The sequence below is a fragment of the Mycobacterium colombiense genome, assembly GCF_003284935.1.
GTDB lineage: Bacteria > Actinomycetota > Actinomycetes > Mycobacteriales > Mycobacteriaceae > Mycobacterium > Mycobacterium arosiense_A.
The window spans coordinates 20079-33476 of record NZ_QMEV01000019.1 but is presented as its reverse complement, the minus strand read 5'-3'; the positions used below and the strand labels follow the sequence as shown (position 1 = coordinate 33476).

The 13398-nt window shown below is 66.7% G+C and carries 13 protein-coding genes; 7 read left to right on the top strand and 6 right to left on the bottom strand.

Going from position 1 to position 13398, the window contains the following annotated elements:
* Positions 1 to 80: 80 nt before the first annotated feature.
* Positions 81 to 809 (top strand): 3'(2'),5'-bisphosphate nucleotidase CysQ, encoded by a 729-nt coding sequence (locus DQP57_RS11580; RefSeq protein ID WP_112633113.1) that lies wholly within the window; start codon positions 81 to 83, stop codon positions 807 to 809.
* An 80-nt stretch (positions 810 to 889) separates the two neighbouring features.
* Here DQP57_RS11580 and DQP57_RS11575 read toward each other — a convergent pair whose 3' ends face one another.
* Positions 890 to 1795: a haloalkane dehalogenase gene (locus DQP57_RS11575; protein ID WP_112633112.1), complete on the bottom strand. Its 906-nt coding sequence runs from the start codon at positions 1793 to 1795 to the stop codon at positions 890 to 892.
* Between the two features lie 112 nt (positions 1796 to 1907).
* Here DQP57_RS11575 and DQP57_RS11570 point away from each other — a divergent pair, with 112 nt between their 5' ends.
* Complete coding sequence (locus tag DQP57_RS11570) at positions 1908 to 2636, top strand: DUF2652 domain-containing protein (RefSeq protein WP_112633111.1); 729 nt, start codon at positions 1908 to 1910, stop codon at positions 2634 to 2636.
* Between the two features lie 30 nt (positions 2637 to 2666).
* Here DQP57_RS11570 and DQP57_RS11565 read toward each other — a convergent pair whose 3' ends face one another.
* Both DQP57_RS11565 and DQP57_RS11560 read right to left on the bottom strand, forming a co-directional pair.
* On the bottom strand, positions 2667 to 3872 hold the full coding sequence (locus DQP57_RS11565; RefSeq protein ID WP_112633146.1) for a MalY/PatB family protein: 1206 nt from the start codon (positions 3870 to 3872) through the stop codon (positions 2667 to 2669).
* A gap of 23 nt (positions 3873 to 3895) precedes the next feature.
* Entirely contained in the window at positions 3896 to 4993 is a 1098-nt protein-coding gene (locus DQP57_RS11560) for an NAD(P)H-dependent amine dehydrogenase family protein (RefSeq protein ID WP_112633110.1), read from the bottom strand.
* Positions 4994 to 5243: 250 nt separating this feature from the next.
* Here DQP57_RS11560 and DQP57_RS11555 point away from each other — a divergent pair, with 250 nt between their 5' ends.
* From DQP57_RS11555 to DQP57_RS11545, 3 genes are read left to right on the top strand one after another with little or no spacing between them, the layout of a single operon-like run.
* On the top strand, positions 5244 to 6215 hold the full coding sequence (locus tag DQP57_RS11555) for an LLM class flavin-dependent oxidoreductase (RefSeq protein WP_112633109.1): 972 nt from the start codon (positions 5244 to 5246) through the stop codon (positions 6213 to 6215).
* An 11-nt stretch (positions 6216 to 6226) separates the two neighbouring features.
* Positions 6227 to 7288 carry an NAD(P)H-dependent amine dehydrogenase family protein gene (locus DQP57_RS11550; protein ID WP_112633108.1) on the top strand — a complete coding sequence of 354 codons (1062 nt, stop codon included), beginning with the start codon at positions 6227 to 6229 and terminating at the stop codon, positions 7286 to 7288.
* Between the two features lie 45 nt (positions 7289 to 7333).
* Positions 7334 to 8308, top strand: coding sequence for an LLM class flavin-dependent oxidoreductase (locus DQP57_RS11545; RefSeq protein WP_112633107.1), 975 nt, complete (start codon positions 7334 to 7336; stop codon positions 8306 to 8308).
* 3 nt (positions 8309 to 8311) lie between these two features.
* Here DQP57_RS11545 and DQP57_RS11540 read toward each other — a convergent pair whose 3' ends face one another.
* A complete protein-coding gene (locus DQP57_RS11540) occupies positions 8312 to 9424 on the bottom strand; it encodes an ABC transporter substrate-binding protein (protein ID WP_112633106.1) in 1113 nt (370 codons plus the stop codon).
* A 12-nt stretch (positions 9425 to 9436) separates the two neighbouring features.
* Positions 9437 to 10222 carry a spirocyclase AveC family protein gene (locus DQP57_RS11535; RefSeq protein ID WP_112633105.1) on the bottom strand — a complete coding sequence of 262 codons (786 nt, stop codon included), beginning with the start codon at positions 10220 to 10222 and terminating at the stop codon, positions 9437 to 9439.
* Between the two features lie 211 nt (positions 10223 to 10433).
* On the opposite strand from DQP57_RS11535, the gene DQP57_RS11530 reads away from it, so the two are divergent.
* Both DQP57_RS11530 and DQP57_RS11525 read left to right on the top strand, forming a co-directional pair.
* Positions 10434 to 11084 carry a TetR/AcrR family transcriptional regulator gene (locus DQP57_RS11530; RefSeq protein ID WP_112633104.1) on the top strand — a complete coding sequence of 217 codons (651 nt, stop codon included), beginning with the start codon at positions 10434 to 10436 and terminating at the stop codon, positions 11082 to 11084.
* A gap of 15 nt (positions 11085 to 11099) precedes the next feature.
* Complete coding sequence (locus tag DQP57_RS11525) at positions 11100 to 12302, top strand: cytochrome P450 (protein ID WP_112633103.1); 1203 nt, start codon at positions 11100 to 11102, stop codon at positions 12300 to 12302.
* A gap of 87 nt (positions 12303 to 12389) precedes the next feature.
* On the opposite strand, the gene DQP57_RS11520 is transcribed toward DQP57_RS11525, so the two are convergent.
* Complete coding sequence (locus DQP57_RS11520) at positions 12390 to 13379, bottom strand: alpha/beta fold hydrolase (protein ID WP_112633102.1); 990 nt, start codon at positions 13377 to 13379, stop codon at positions 12390 to 12392.
* Positions 13380 to 13398 lie beyond the last annotated feature (19 nt).

Sequence of the window (13398 nt, the reverse complement as noted above, 5' to 3'; positions counted from 1 at the left end):
CGGGCTGCTGCCCGCCTCCGCGCATGACAGGGTAAAGTTGGTCATCGCTGCCAAGATATTGAGGATTCCGCGGAGTGCCGATGAATGACCATGATCTGGCCGCACGGTTGGCCACCGAGGCCGGTCGGTTGTTACTCGGCGTTCGAGACGAGTTCGCGCGAGCGGAAGCCGCTGAACGGAAAGCCGCGGGGGACAAGCGATCCCACGATTTCCTGATGGAGGCGCTCACCGCCGAAAGGCCCGCCGACGCGGTGCTGTCCGAAGAGGGCGCCGATGACCCGGTGCGATTGCGCTCGGACCGCGTTTGGATCGTCGATCCGCTGGACGGCACCCGGGAGTTCTCTGAGCTGGGTCGCGACGACTGGGCCGTGCACGTCGCGCTCTGGGAAGCCGGTGAGTTGGTCGCCGGCGCCGTGGCGCTACCGGCACAGGGCATCACGCTGGCGACTCCCGACGTTGCCTCGCCTCCCGCCGTCCCAGGGAAGCCGCGCATCGTGGTATCGCGCACCCGACCGCCCGCCATCGCCCTGAGCGTGAAGGACGCGCTGGACGGAGTCCTGGTGGAAATGGGCTCCGCGGGAGCCAAAGTCGCCTCGATCGTCCAAGGTTTGTCCGACGTGTACGTGCACGCCGGCGGCCAGTTCGAGTGGGACTCCGCGGCGCCGGTGGCGGTGGCGCGAGCCGCCGGGTTGCACACCTCTCGCATCGACGGGTCCGCCCTGGCCTACAACCAACCGGATCCCAAGCTGCCGGATCTGGTCGTCTGCCGTCCGGAGCTGGCGGAGGCGGTGCTCGCGGTTACGCGCTGAGGGTCATTGCGAACTGCATCGCGTGGCCCACTTGCCCACTGACGGTAGGCATCTCGCGGACCCGTCAGGTCGGCGGGCCCTCAGAGCAATGCCTGCCGCCACGACTGGATGCGTTCGGCCAGCTCGGGTCCGCGGTCCTCCTGAATGAAGTGGCTCGCGTTGATGCGGGCGTGCGGCTGGCCCGCGGCACCGGGGATGTGCTTGATCAGGGCGCTGTCCGCCTGCCCGAGGATGGGATCGCGGGCCCCGAAGATGGCGAGGAACGGCTTTTCCCAGCGGCCGAGGGCCTCCCACGCCTTCCTGTTGGCCGGAATCGCCGGATCGGTGGGCGAGGTCGGCACCAGCTGAGGGAAGGCCCGGGCCCCGGCTTGATAGGACTTAGCCGGGAAGGGCGCGTCATACCCGGCGCGAACCTTCGACGGCACCCGGCGCACGGTCCCGGCGCTGACGATGCGGCCCGCGGGCAGCACGGGGGAGTAGCGGGCGAAGGCACGCCAGGCGTAGAAGGCGGGCGGAGTGCGCCGTTGCGCCGTGGGCAGGAAACCGTTGGCCACCACCAGCCGCCCGATGCGGTCGGACTGCTCGGCGGCGATGCGCAGCCCGATCAGCGATCCCCAGTCCTGCACGAACAGGGTGACGTCCCTGAGGTTGAGGTGCTCGAACCAGGAGGTCACCCATTCGACGTGTCGCTGGTAGGTGTAGTCCTCGACCCGGCTGGGCTTGTCCGAACGCCCGAACCCGATCAGATCCGGCGCCAGCACACGGTTCCCGGCGTCGGTCAGGGGCGGGATCATCGTGCGGTAGAGGTAGCTCCAGGTGGGCTCGCCGTGCAGCAGCACGATCGGCGGCCCTTCGATCGTCCCCTCGTCGAGGTAATGCATGCGAAGCGGGCGGGTGTCGCTTGCGGTTACGTCGAGGTAGTGCCCAACGAACGGGTAGCCCTCCAGGTTTTCGAATCGGGAGTCCGGGGTTCGCAGCACATGCATATTCAGCTCCTCCGGTGAACCGGCACCTCTGCTAGCCTCTCTCGCCGACGCGAGTTCGTCTAGTAGCAGATTCATTGAGCTGGGCCCAGAGGGCCATTAAACTCGTTTATTCATGGCAATTCGGCGCGCGGTTCTGCTCATCGCCGACATCGGCGGCTACACGCATTACATGCAGTGGAACCGGACGCACCTTGCCCATGCCCAGCTGACGGTGGCGGGCCTGTTGGAGTCGGTCATCAACGCGGGCAAGGGTTTGAAGCTGGCCAAACTCGAGGGCGATGCCGCGTTCTTCTGGGCACCGGACAGCCACGCCAAAGTGGTGGTGTGCGACCGGCTGTCACGGATGCGTGCGGCGTTTCTGCAGCGGCGCGAGCAGATGAAGAACGACATCGCCTGCCAGTGTGCGAGTTGCGAACAGCTGGACAAGTTGTCGCTCAAGTTCGTCGTGCACGTGGGCGAGGTGGCGGATCAGAAGGTGAAGCGCCATGCCGAGTTGGCCGGCTTCGATGTCATCCTGGTGCACCGGATGCTGAAAAACATGGTGCCGGTTGCCGAATACGTGCTGATGACCGATCCCGTCGCCGCCTGCCTCGACGAGCAGATGCGTGACCTGTGCCTGCCGTTGGTGCACGTCTTCGACGGCATCGGCGAAACCCCGACGCACTACATCGACCTCGCATCGTTGCAGGTTCCCGTCGCGGCGCCCCGGCGCAGTTTCCTTCGTCGGCTGGGTGCGACGACGAAGTTCGAGATCGACAGCCTGCCCTTCACGCTCGGCATGAAGGAACCCGCCCAAGGGTTCCGCAACTTGGGCCGGGGTACCGAGGAAGTCTCCGCATAGCCGAAAGGCCTTGTGGCTCGGTGCTATTGCCTAACGTGCCCCGGTCAGGGCGCGGCCCATGCGCGACAGGGCCTCGCCGAGAATGGTCTGCGAGGTGGCGAAGTTCAATCGCACGTGTCCGGTTCCGCCGGTTCCGAACACGTGGCCGGAACTCAGTGCCACCCGCGCGTGATCGAGGAACCAGCGGGCGGGTCCGGACAGGTCGGCGACCACGGCAAGGCCATCGGAGGCCTCCTCGTCGAAACCGAGTTCGCGGCAATCCAGCCACGCGAGGTAAGTGCCTTGCGGCCATTGGTATTTCACTCCGGGAAGGTGCTCGGCGACCAACTCACCCAGCAATGTCCGGTTCTCGTCCAGACCCCGCAGGGTCGCGTCGAGCCAGTCGTCGCCGCTGCGAAATGCCTCCGCGTGGGCGAGCACGCCGAGGTGGCTGGGCCCGTGGCTGACCTCCTCGGGCATCCGGTCCAGGTCGGCGGCCGCCTCCGGTCCGGCGATCGCCAGCGCGGCTTTCAATCCCGACAAGTTCCAGGCCTTCGATGCCGAGGTCAGGGCGAAGGCGTTCTCGGCGCCGGGAACGGTGAGGAAGGGGGTGAAGCGCGATCCCGGCAGGATGATGGGCGCGTGAATTTCGTCGGAGACCACCCGCACGCCCAATCGCCGGGCGAGCTCGGCGACCCCGCGCAGTTCGTCGGCGGTATGCACCGATCCGGTCGGGTTGTGCGGATTGCACAACAGGTAGGCGACCTTTGCGTCCTTGGCGGCCCCGGCACGGGCCCGGACGAAGGCATTTTCCAAGCCGCCCAGGTCAATTCGCCCGTCACGCAGCGGCGCCTCGACCACCCGGCGGCCGTCGTGGGAGACGAAGGCGTAGAACGGCGCGTAGACCGGTGGGTTCACGACGACGGCGTCGCCGGGATCGGTCAGCAGGCGCAACACCTCGACGACACCGAGCATGACATCGGGAACCAGCGCCGTGCGGCTCACGTCGAGGTCGTGCCACTGCCAGCGCCGCGCCGCGAATCGGCTGACCGCTTCGGCCAGCGCGGTGCCGCACGGATACCCGGTGTCGCCGTCGTCGATGGCCTTCCGCAGCGCTTGGGCCACCGTCGGCGCTAGGTTGACGTCCATCTCGGCGACCCACAGCGGCAGGACGTCGGCGGGATGCGCCCGCCACTTCATGCTGGTGCGCAGCCGCAACCGTTCCAGCGTGAGTTCCTCGAGGGGATTTACCGTCACGCCCGCAGAGTAACCGGCGGGCACTACCCGCCGACAAACGCATTTTGCGGGATCGTCAACGGAAGATCCACCGAAGTCAGCAATCCCGGCTGGGCGGCAATGACATACGGGACGGCGTTGACGACGCGCATCGCGGTGGCGACCATGGCGCCCGCCCCGGAGGTCATCCCGCCGATGCCGGCCTTCGCGGGATCCTTCAGCGTCGCGGCCAGCGTGCAGTCGATGTCCGGATCGCCGGAGATCATGACTCGGTAGGACAGATCGCCGATCCCGGTGGGCCAGTCGGGGGCGACGTCGTGCGCGAGCCGGGTGACGTGCTCGATGACGATGGCTTCCCGGCCGTCGACCACGCCGATCGCCTGCATCCGCAGCGCGCCGCAGGTTCCGGCCTCGACGGTGCCCATCGCAACCCCCAGCGTCCGGGTGGTGACGGCGCGGTCGAAACCCTCGCGCACTTCCTGGACTTCGACGCCCAACGCGTCGGCGATCAGCCGGATCTGCCCCTGCCATTCGCCGGCGGTGGCGCCCGGGTAGCTGATCCAAGGCTGGTAGTCGAGCGGACGGCCGAAGCCCAGCGCATCACTCATGATGTCGGGAACCCCGTAGTCGTCGTACAGGCCGATCTCGAAGGAGTGGATCTTGTCGATCGACGACGACTGCGTGGACAGCACCAGCGGCAGATAGTCGGCGGCGAAGCCCGGCTCGATGCCGGAGGCGTACAGCGACACCTGGCCCTGTTTGGCCGCGGCGACCAGCTGGTCGCGCCACTCCGCGGGCTCGTAGGCGTGGGGGTTGACCAATCGCGTGGTGCTGGTGGTCACGACGTTGATCCCGGCCTCTAGCAGCTTGACGTAATCCGGGATGGCCAGCGCGTCCCGCTCCGGACCGCTGGCCGCGTAGATGACACAGTCGGGCTTGAGCGCGATCAACGCGTCGGCGTCGTTGGTAGCTTTCAGGCCGATCGGCTCACCGCCGGCCAGCTCGCCCGCGTCCTTGCCGACCTTGTCGTCCGAGTGCACCCACACGCCGACCAGATCCAGATTGGGGCGCCGCTGGATCGCGCGGATGGCGATCGAGCCGATGCCACCCGTCGCCCACACCACCACGCGATGAGCCGTCATCTTGTTCCTCCTCAGGTGCGTGCGCGGCGCGCAACACGACGAAAGCCAGTGCGGCCGTTGCACTTACGTGGACGCAGCGGCCGCTGTGACCCGACGTTCGACTTGGAAACTACCGCCGCGAATCCGCGCGGTCAAGGATTTAAGAAAGCGGGCACTATCTTAACGAACAAATTTTAGGTTAAGGTGCAGCTGTGACGGCGCACCAGCGTTTTGCCCGCCTTCGAGCGACAATTCGGGGCGGCGGGCGCTGATGTTCACGCTGAGGTTCGACATGCGCGCCCCGGGTGGGAGTGCACCGGCCACCGATCTGTACGCCGCGGCCATCGACATGTGCGAGTGGGCGGAAACGCGGGGCGCCGTGCTGGCGGTGCTCTCCGAGCATCACGGCGCCGACGACGGTCATCTGCCGGTACCGCTCACCCTGGCGTCGGCGATAGCGGCCAGGACGCGCACGTTGGCGATCCTGCTGGCCGCGGTGCCGGTTCCGTTATGGGATCCCGTCCGGCTCGCCGAGGAAATCAGCGTGCTGGACCTGATCAGTCGCGGACGGGTGTCCTACGCATTCGGCGTGGGACATCGCCGTGAGGAATACGAGCACTTCGGCATCGACATGAGCACGCGCGGTCGCGCGGCCGACGAGATGCTGGACGTCCTTGGGCCGCTGGTGCGCGGTGAGCCCGTTGGGTACCGGGGGCGCACGGTCCGCGTCACCCCACCGTGCGGCTCGCCCAACGGGCCGATGGTGCTGATCGCCGGCGGCAGCAAGGCCGCGGCGCGGCGGGCCGGCCGCCACGGACTCGGGTTCATCTCGCAGACCGCGTCGCCCGGGCTGAAGGAGTACTACGAGGAGCAGTGCCGTGCGCACGGACACGAACCCGGAATCATCCAGTTTCCCCAACCCGGCGCTCCGACAGCGGTTTTCGTGGCCGAGGACGTCGACGAGGCCTGGGATGAGCTGGGAGCACACCTGCTGCACGACGCGAAAACGGCGGCGTCCTACCGGCCGCACGACGACTCGGTCGCCAGCATCATCCGCGCCGACACCGTCGCGGAGCTTCGAAAGGGCGGCAGCCCGTACCGCATCTTCACCCCCGACGAGGCGGTCGACTACGTGCGCGCCGGGCAACTGCTGCCCTTGCACCCGCTCTGCGGCGGCGTCGCACCGGATGTGGCGTGGCCCTATCTCGAGCGCGCCGCGGCCGCCTTTGCAAACGACCAGTGAGGAGAGTGCCTATGCGTGTTGTCGTGTGGTCGACCGGCGGAGTCGGCTCGAACGCGATCGATGCCATCCGACGACGGCCGGACCTGGAACTTGTTGGTGTGTGGGTGCATTCACCCGACAAGGTCGGTAAAGACGCGGGCGAGCTGGCCGGCGGCGAGCCCCTGGGCGTCGCGGCCATCAATGATGCCGACGCGCTGATCGCACTGCAGCCCGATTGCGTGGTCTACGCGGCCAGCGGCCCCGACCGCGATGGGGCGGCCGTGCCCGACTACGTGCGTCTGCTGGCGGCGGGCATCAATGTGGTGTCGACGTCGTCGACCAGCCTGGTGTACCCGCCGTCCTATTTCGCGCCCAACTGGCGCGACGAACTGGACGCGGCGGCCAAAGCCGGCCAGGCGTCGTTCTACGTGTCGGGCATCTTCCCCGGCTTCGCCTCCGATCAGCTCGCCCTGCTCATGACGACCCAGTCCAAGAGCATCCGCCGGATCACGGCCAGCGAGGTGGCGCTCAACGATCACTACCCGGTGGCCGACGTGATGATGGACGGGATGGGCTTTGGCCGGCCGCTGGACTTCGAGCCGATGCTCAAGACTCCCGGGTTCATCGAAATGGCTTGGAAGGCACCGATTCATCTGATGGCGGAGGGGCTCGGTGTCGAGGTGGAGGAAATTCGCGGTTCGCTCGACCGGGAACTCACGGACCGGGACATCGAGGTGGCCTTCGGCACCGTCAAGGCCGGCACCTGCGGTGCCGTGCGCACCCGGGCGGCGGGAGTGGTCAATGGCCGCGAGGCCATCGTGATCGAGCACGTCATCCGGATGGCCCGCGACGTCGCACCCGATTGGCCCACCTCGGACTGTGACGCCACGTATCGGGTCGACATCGAAGGAGACCCCGACATCTACTGCGAGATGACGCTGGGCGAGACGGCGGGCCACGGGGCGGGGCGAGCCGCGATGGCGTCCACGGCCATGCGCGTCGTCAACGCGATCCCGTACGTCGTCGAAGCGCCCCCGGGCCTGCTGAGCTCGCTGGACCTCCCGACCACGCTGCCGCTTTACGCCTTCGACTGAACGTGTAACGTACGTCGCAAAGATTAGGGCAGCTAGGAGTTTGCCGTGTACACACTGCGCTTCGATATGCGCGATCCCGAATGGGCCGCGCCCCCAGCCGATCTGTACGCGGCGGCGCCCGAAATGTCCGCGTGGGCCGAGGAACACGGCGGTCTAGCCGCCGTCCTGTGCGAACATCACGGCTCCGAGGACGGTTATCTGCCGTCGCCGTTCTTGCTGGCCTCGGCGGTGGCCGCGCGGACGCAGCGGCTGGCACTGAGCCTGATCCTGATCCTGCCGTTCTACGAAATCGTGCGTCTCGCCGAGGACATGGCGGTGCTCGACATCATCAGCAACGGGCGAGCCTCCTACATCCTGGCCCTGGGCTACCGGCCCGAGGAGTTCGAGCACTTCGGCCTGCCGATCAAGAAGCGCGGTCGCCTCTGCGACGAGAAACTCGCGCTGTTGCGGCGACTTCTTGCCGGTGAAACCGTCGTCGAGGACGGACGGCGGATCAGTGTGACGCCCCGCCCGCTGACTCCCGGCGGGCCGGGACTGATGTGGGGTGGGGGCACGGTCGCCGCGGCCCGGCGGGCCGGCCGGTACGGCCTGGGCATGCTGGGCAACGCCAACGCGCCCGGCATGCAGGAGGCCTACGAGGAGGCCTGCCGCGAGCACGGGCATACTCCCGGCCCGACGATGTTCCCCGACCGCAACACGCCCTCGGTCGTATTCGTCGCCGAGGACGTGGACCAGGCGTGGAAAGAGATCGGCGAACACCTGCTGCACGACGTGCGCACCTACGCCGCGTGGAATCCGGGGGACGAGACGACGGCGGGATTCAGCCACGTCAACACCATCGACGAGCTGCGTGAGACGGGGGCGTCGCATGTGATTATCTCGGTGCCGGAAGCGATTTCGCGGGTGAAGGCGGGCCAGGTGCTCAACCTGTCGCCGCTGTGCGGTGGGCTGCCGCCGGAGATCGCGTGGCCGTACCTCAAGCGCGTGGGCGAAGTGGTGCTGCCGGGGGCGCTCGGCTGAGCGCTATTCCTCGCTGAAGCGATCGACGAGGTGCGAGTTGACGCCGTCGGCGTCGAGTCGCCGCGCCACCAGATAGCCCGCCCCCATCCAGGCGCGGCGAGACCAGTTGCCGAACGACACCCGTGTTCCCGGGGCGCCGGATGCGGCCGGCATCATCTTGACGCGTTCGAGCGCCTCCTTCACCCCGCGCGGGCTCAACGGGTGGGCGTCGGCGAGCGCCCGTAGCAGCGTGTGCGCGACGTCCCGATTCACCACCGGCACACACCATTCCGGTCGCCGGCCGTAGGCCTCGTTGTACTCGTCGAGGAATTCCTGCCCGACCGTGTTGCCCTCGTCGTACTGGTCGACGCCGGTCCAGCCCATGAAGGCTTTCCACATGATCGGGTTGAGCCAGGCGTTCTGGAAGGCGGTACCGCAGAACCGGGGCGGATCCCAGCCCAGCGCCTCGAGCGCCGGGTTGACGAACACGATCCCGAAGCCGAATCCGCAGTGCACGATCGCCTGCGCTTTGGCGTCGTGAAGTGCCTGCACGGCGCCGCTGACGTCCCCGGCGGTCTGGGCGATCGACGCCTCGGCCACGATACGAATACCCTTGCGCCGGCACGCATCCCGGAAGTTCTTCAGATAGGCCTCGCCGACCAGGGATTGCTCGATCAGCACGCCGACCTCGGTGTGACCACCCTTGGCCAGCAGGTCGGACCAGAAGATCGGCTCGTCGGTGTGCGAGCCCATCGGATACGCGAAAACCCATTCGCTCAGCGCCGCGTCCGATCCCGTCACGCTGATGCAGGGAACTTTGAACCGCTCGTCGATCGCTTCGCGGGTCGGGATCACGTTGTCGCCGATGTTCGGGCCGAAGACGGCCAGGCAGCCCTCGTCGCACAGCTCGCCGTAGGCGTCGATGACCGCCTTGACCGACCCCTTGGGCAGGCCTTCGACTTCGCGGTAGATGATCTCGATCGGCCGATCGATCAAACCCTGCTCGACGCCCTTCTTGAAGACCAGGTCGAAGGGTTGCGTCAGGTCCTCGAAGTACGTTTGCGGAAAGCCTTCCGGCAGTAGGAAGTCCATCAGGTAGCCGATCTTGATCGGCTCGGCGGTGCTCTCGTAACCCATGTGATCGCTGCCTTATTGGGGTTGGTTGGGGACGCCCGGGTACAGCTGCTCCGTGGGCCCCGCGGTGACGTAGCCACCCAGCTTCGTGATGAGGTGCGGCGCAAAGACCGCACCGTAGACCAGGTGTCCGACGACGATGACGGCCACGATGGAGAGCACCGCAGACTGGCCCCGGCTCTTGGACCTCTTGTCCGCCCACATGTCGATGACGTTGCGGCCTTCGGCATCGGTGCGCCCGAGCAGATACGTGAAGAGCATCATCTGGATGCCCATGGCCAGCGAGTCGTACAGCGGGTACTGGTGCTTGGTCCCCTCGAAGATCGCGAGGCCGGGAATCACGTACCCGTAATAGAAGTTGCCGAGCTGGGCGCCGGTGAAGGCGTTGAAGAACAATGCCCAGCAGAAACCGACGAGGAGGCCGACCACGAGCAGGGTGATTGGCCTGCGCCAGTTGAACTTTGCGCTCAGCCATCGTCCGAGGGCGGCCCCGGTCACCGCGGGAATGATGAAGTAGGAGACGTAACCGATGGGCACCGCCAACGGCAACCCGCCCCACGTCACGTTCAAGGGCCACCAGGACGGCATGCGGGGCAGCGCGGGCGGAAACTGTGCGTACATCGCCCAGTCGTAGGGTGATTCGATCCAGGAGAACGAGATCGCCGAAATGCCGAGCAGTAACAGCGGATGGATGCGGCGGCGCCGGAAGCTCAGGTAGATCCCGATGATCAGGAACGCGATGCTCGCGGCGTAGGAGAAGTACTGCACCCCCGCCATCGCCGGCGTCATTTCGGCGTTCACCGGCGGCCCTCGTCGCTCGGCGCGCGCCGCGCCTCGGGGTCGAAGCGGAGCACCAGGCCGAATATGAGGAGGATCAGGCCGAACAGCGTGCCGAGCATGATGACAGCGCCCACGGTGTCGCCCTTCCGATGGTTTCGCCTTTAAGGTAGTGCATACTATCCTATCTAGATAGTGGATACTATCCCCAAGGTCGTTCGAGGAGTGGACATCGGTGCCCCAGCGAGCAATTAAGCAGCCGACGCCGGCCACGGTGGCGCGTCGTCCCCGTGGCGAGCCGCGCCGGCTGCTGCTCGACGCCGCCCGGGAACTCTTCGCCGGCCGGGACTATCGCAGCACCACGACACGTGAAATCGCCCAGGCCGCCGGCGTCACCGAACACCTGCTGTTCCGCAACTTCGGTTCGAAGGCCGCGCTGTTCCGCGAAGCGCTCGTCGTGCCCTTCGTGAGCTTCGTCGACGACTTCGGCCAGACCTGGCAGTCGGTGGTTCCCGAGGAGACCGACGAGCAGGAGCTGACTCGGTTGTTCGTCTCGAAGCTCTACGACGTGTTCGTCGACCATCAGGGCTTGCTGTTGACCCTGATGGCCGCCGAGAGCCTCAGCGACGAGGAAAAGACCGACGCCGGCATCGCGGAGATCCGCCGGGCGGTCACGGTGCTGGGTCAGATCAGCGTCGAAGGCATGCAATTGCGGGGGTTGCGGTCCGATCACCCCGACCTGCCTGCCCACTCGACGGTGTCGATGATCGCCGGCATGGCCGCGCTGCGTTCGACCTACTTTGGCAACGATCCACCGCCGCGGGAGGTGATCGTTGAGGAACTCGTCCAAGCACTCTTGCATGGCTTCTTGCACCGCAACGACTGAGATAGGCATTCGACAATGACCAGCCCCAGCGCCATCGAGTTGTATTACGACCCATTCGATGTCGAGATCGACTCGAATCCCTACCCGGTGTGGAAGCGGATGCGCGAAGAAGCGCCGTTGTACTACAACGAAAAGTACAACTTCTACGCGCTGAGTCGATACGACGACGTGGTGCGCGAGCTGCCGAACTGGGAGACCTACCGCTCCGGCAAGGGCACCACCGCCGACATCCTGTTCGCGAACATCGAAGTGCCACCGGGCATTCTGCTGTTCGAGGATCCGCCGCTGCACGACCTGCACCGCAAACTGCTGTCCCGCGTCTTCACGCCCCGGCGCATGTTGGCGGTGGAGGATCTCGTGCGTGGGTTCTGTATCCGCGAACTGGACCCGCTGGTCGGCGGGAGCGGCTTCGACTTCATCGCGGATCTCGGCGCGATGATGCCGATGCGGACCATCGGGTACCTGCTGGGCATTCCCGAAGCCGATCAGGAAAAGATCCGAGACCGCAGCGTCGCCAACATCGAATTGTCCAGGGACGGCGACCCGGCCGCGGTCGACGCCAACGTCTTCGCGAATTCCATTGCCCTGTTTGCCGAGTACATCGAATGGCGCGCCGATCATCCCTCCGACGACCTGATGACCGAACTGCTGCGGGCCGAGATCGACGAACCGGACGGCACGCGCCGCCCCCTGTCGCGGACCGAGGTGCTGTCGTACACGGCGATGATCGCCGGTGCCGGCAACGAAACCACCGCTCGTCTCATCGGTTTCATGGGCCAGCTGTTGTCGGACCACCCGGATCAACGCCGCGAACTGGTTGCGGATCCGTCGCTGATCCCAGGGGCGATCGAGGAGACGCTGCGCTACGAGCCGCCGTCACCGGTGCAGGCCCGCTACGTCGCGCGCGACGCCAAACACTATGGGCGCGTGGTGCCCGAGGGGTCGTTCATGCTGCTGCTGAACGCGTCGGCCAACCGCGACGAAAGCCACTTCCCGGATGCCGATCGCTACGACATCCACCGCCGCGGAAGCCATCTCAGCTTCGGCCAGGGCCTGCATTTCTGCTTGGGCTCGGCACTGGCACGGCTGGAAGCGCGGGTGGCCTTCGAGGAAGTGCTGAAGCGTTGGCCGGACTGGGAAGTCGACTATGCGAACGCCCAGCGGGCGCACACCGCGAGCGTGCGCGGGTGGGCGCGCCTGCCCGTCGTCACGCGATAGGCCGGTGGCTCGCGGCCCCTTTCGCCGAGCGTGACGTTAGTTTCACGCTCGGCGCCCAACGTGACGTTAGTTTCACGCTCGGCGTGACTACGAGGCGCTTTGGTCGACCAACACCGCGCCGTCGGGCTGGCTTCCCAACGTCTGCAGCGGAATCTCCTCGCCTCGGGCGGTGAGGCGCACGATCTGGGCTAGTTGCCCTGGGGCGTCGCACTGCGGGTAGTGGTCGGCGCCCGGGATCACCCAGTAGCGGTTGCGGCCCGGCTTGTTCCTCAGATACGTCTGCCAGACATGGTTGGGGACCCGCAACGGTGCCACGTTGTCGTGGACGCCCCACACCACCGTCGTGTTCACGTCACTGGTGGAAAGCGCTTCCAGCCAACCGGTTTCGTCGGCGGCGCGCTCGTGCAGGTATTGAATGGTGTCGGGCAGCACCCGGACTCCGTCGTTGTGCGCAAAGCATTTCGCCAGGGCGGCGATCTCCGGGTCGTCCAGTGTGCGCCGCGGCATGAACGTGCTTGCGCCCATGCCGGCCGCCAGCATCTCCGGCGTCGTCGCCGCCGCGGTGGCGCGCGCGGTCGCGGGGTCGAGCAGCGCGGTCTGGAACGCGGTGAGATTGGACAGCGGAAGGTAGATGTTGGCGTTGGTCAGGATCAGGTCTTCGGGTGCGGTCCGTGGATCGAGGGCGGCCAGCATGCCGACCGCGATCATGCCGACGCTGCTGCCGCGGTCATGGGTCAGCATGCGGTAGTCACTGAGTCCCCATACCTCAGTGATCGCATGGACGAGCAGGCGCGCGTCGTCGTAGAGCGAGTACACGTACGGCTCGGGGGGTTTGTCGGAGAGCCCGTAGCCGGGAAAGTCCAGCAGGTAGATGTCGAACTCCGCGCTCAGCTCACCGGCCAACGCGAAATAGTCGATACTGCTGGTCGGAAACCCGTGCACCAACACCAATGCGGGCGCGCCGGGAATGCCGTAACGGCGGGTGAACACCGCGACTTCCGCGCCGTCGTTGGCCGCGGTCGTCGAGCGCCATCGCAGCTCGGTGCCGCCGTCCTGCCACTGCTCGAAGATGTCCAAGCTGTCAGCATCGCAGAGG

Bases quoted from the DNA above. Each gene is read 5' to 3' on its own strand.
- DQP57_RS11580 (WP_112633113.1), top strand. From the start codon at position 81: ATGAATGACCATGATCTGGCCGCACGGTTGGCCACCGAGGCCGGTCGG.
- DQP57_RS11575 (WP_112633112.1), bottom strand. From the start codon at position 1,795: ATGCATGTGCTGCGAACCCCGGACTCCCGATTCGAAAACCTGGAGGGC.
- DQP57_RS11570 (WP_112633111.1), top strand. From the start codon at position 1,908: ATGGCAATTCGGCGCGCGGTTCTGCTCATCGCCGACATCGGCGGCTAC.
- DQP57_RS11560 (WP_112633110.1), bottom strand. From the start codon at position 4,993: ATGACGGCTCATCGCGTGGTGGTGTGGGCGACGGGTGGCATCGGCTCG.
- DQP57_RS11555 (WP_112633109.1), top strand. From the start codon at position 5,244: ATGTTCACGCTGAGGTTCGACATGCGCGCCCCGGGTGGGAGTGCACCG.
- DQP57_RS11550 (WP_112633108.1), top strand. From the start codon at position 6,227: ATGCGTGTTGTCGTGTGGTCGACCGGCGGAGTCGGCTCGAACGCGATC.
- DQP57_RS11540 (WP_112633106.1), bottom strand. From the start codon at position 9,424: ATGGGTTACGAGAGCACCGCCGAGCCGATCAAGATCGGCTACCTGATG.
- DQP57_RS11525 (WP_112633103.1), top strand. From the start codon at position 11,100: ATGACCAGCCCCAGCGCCATCGAGTTGTATTACGACCCATTCGATGTC.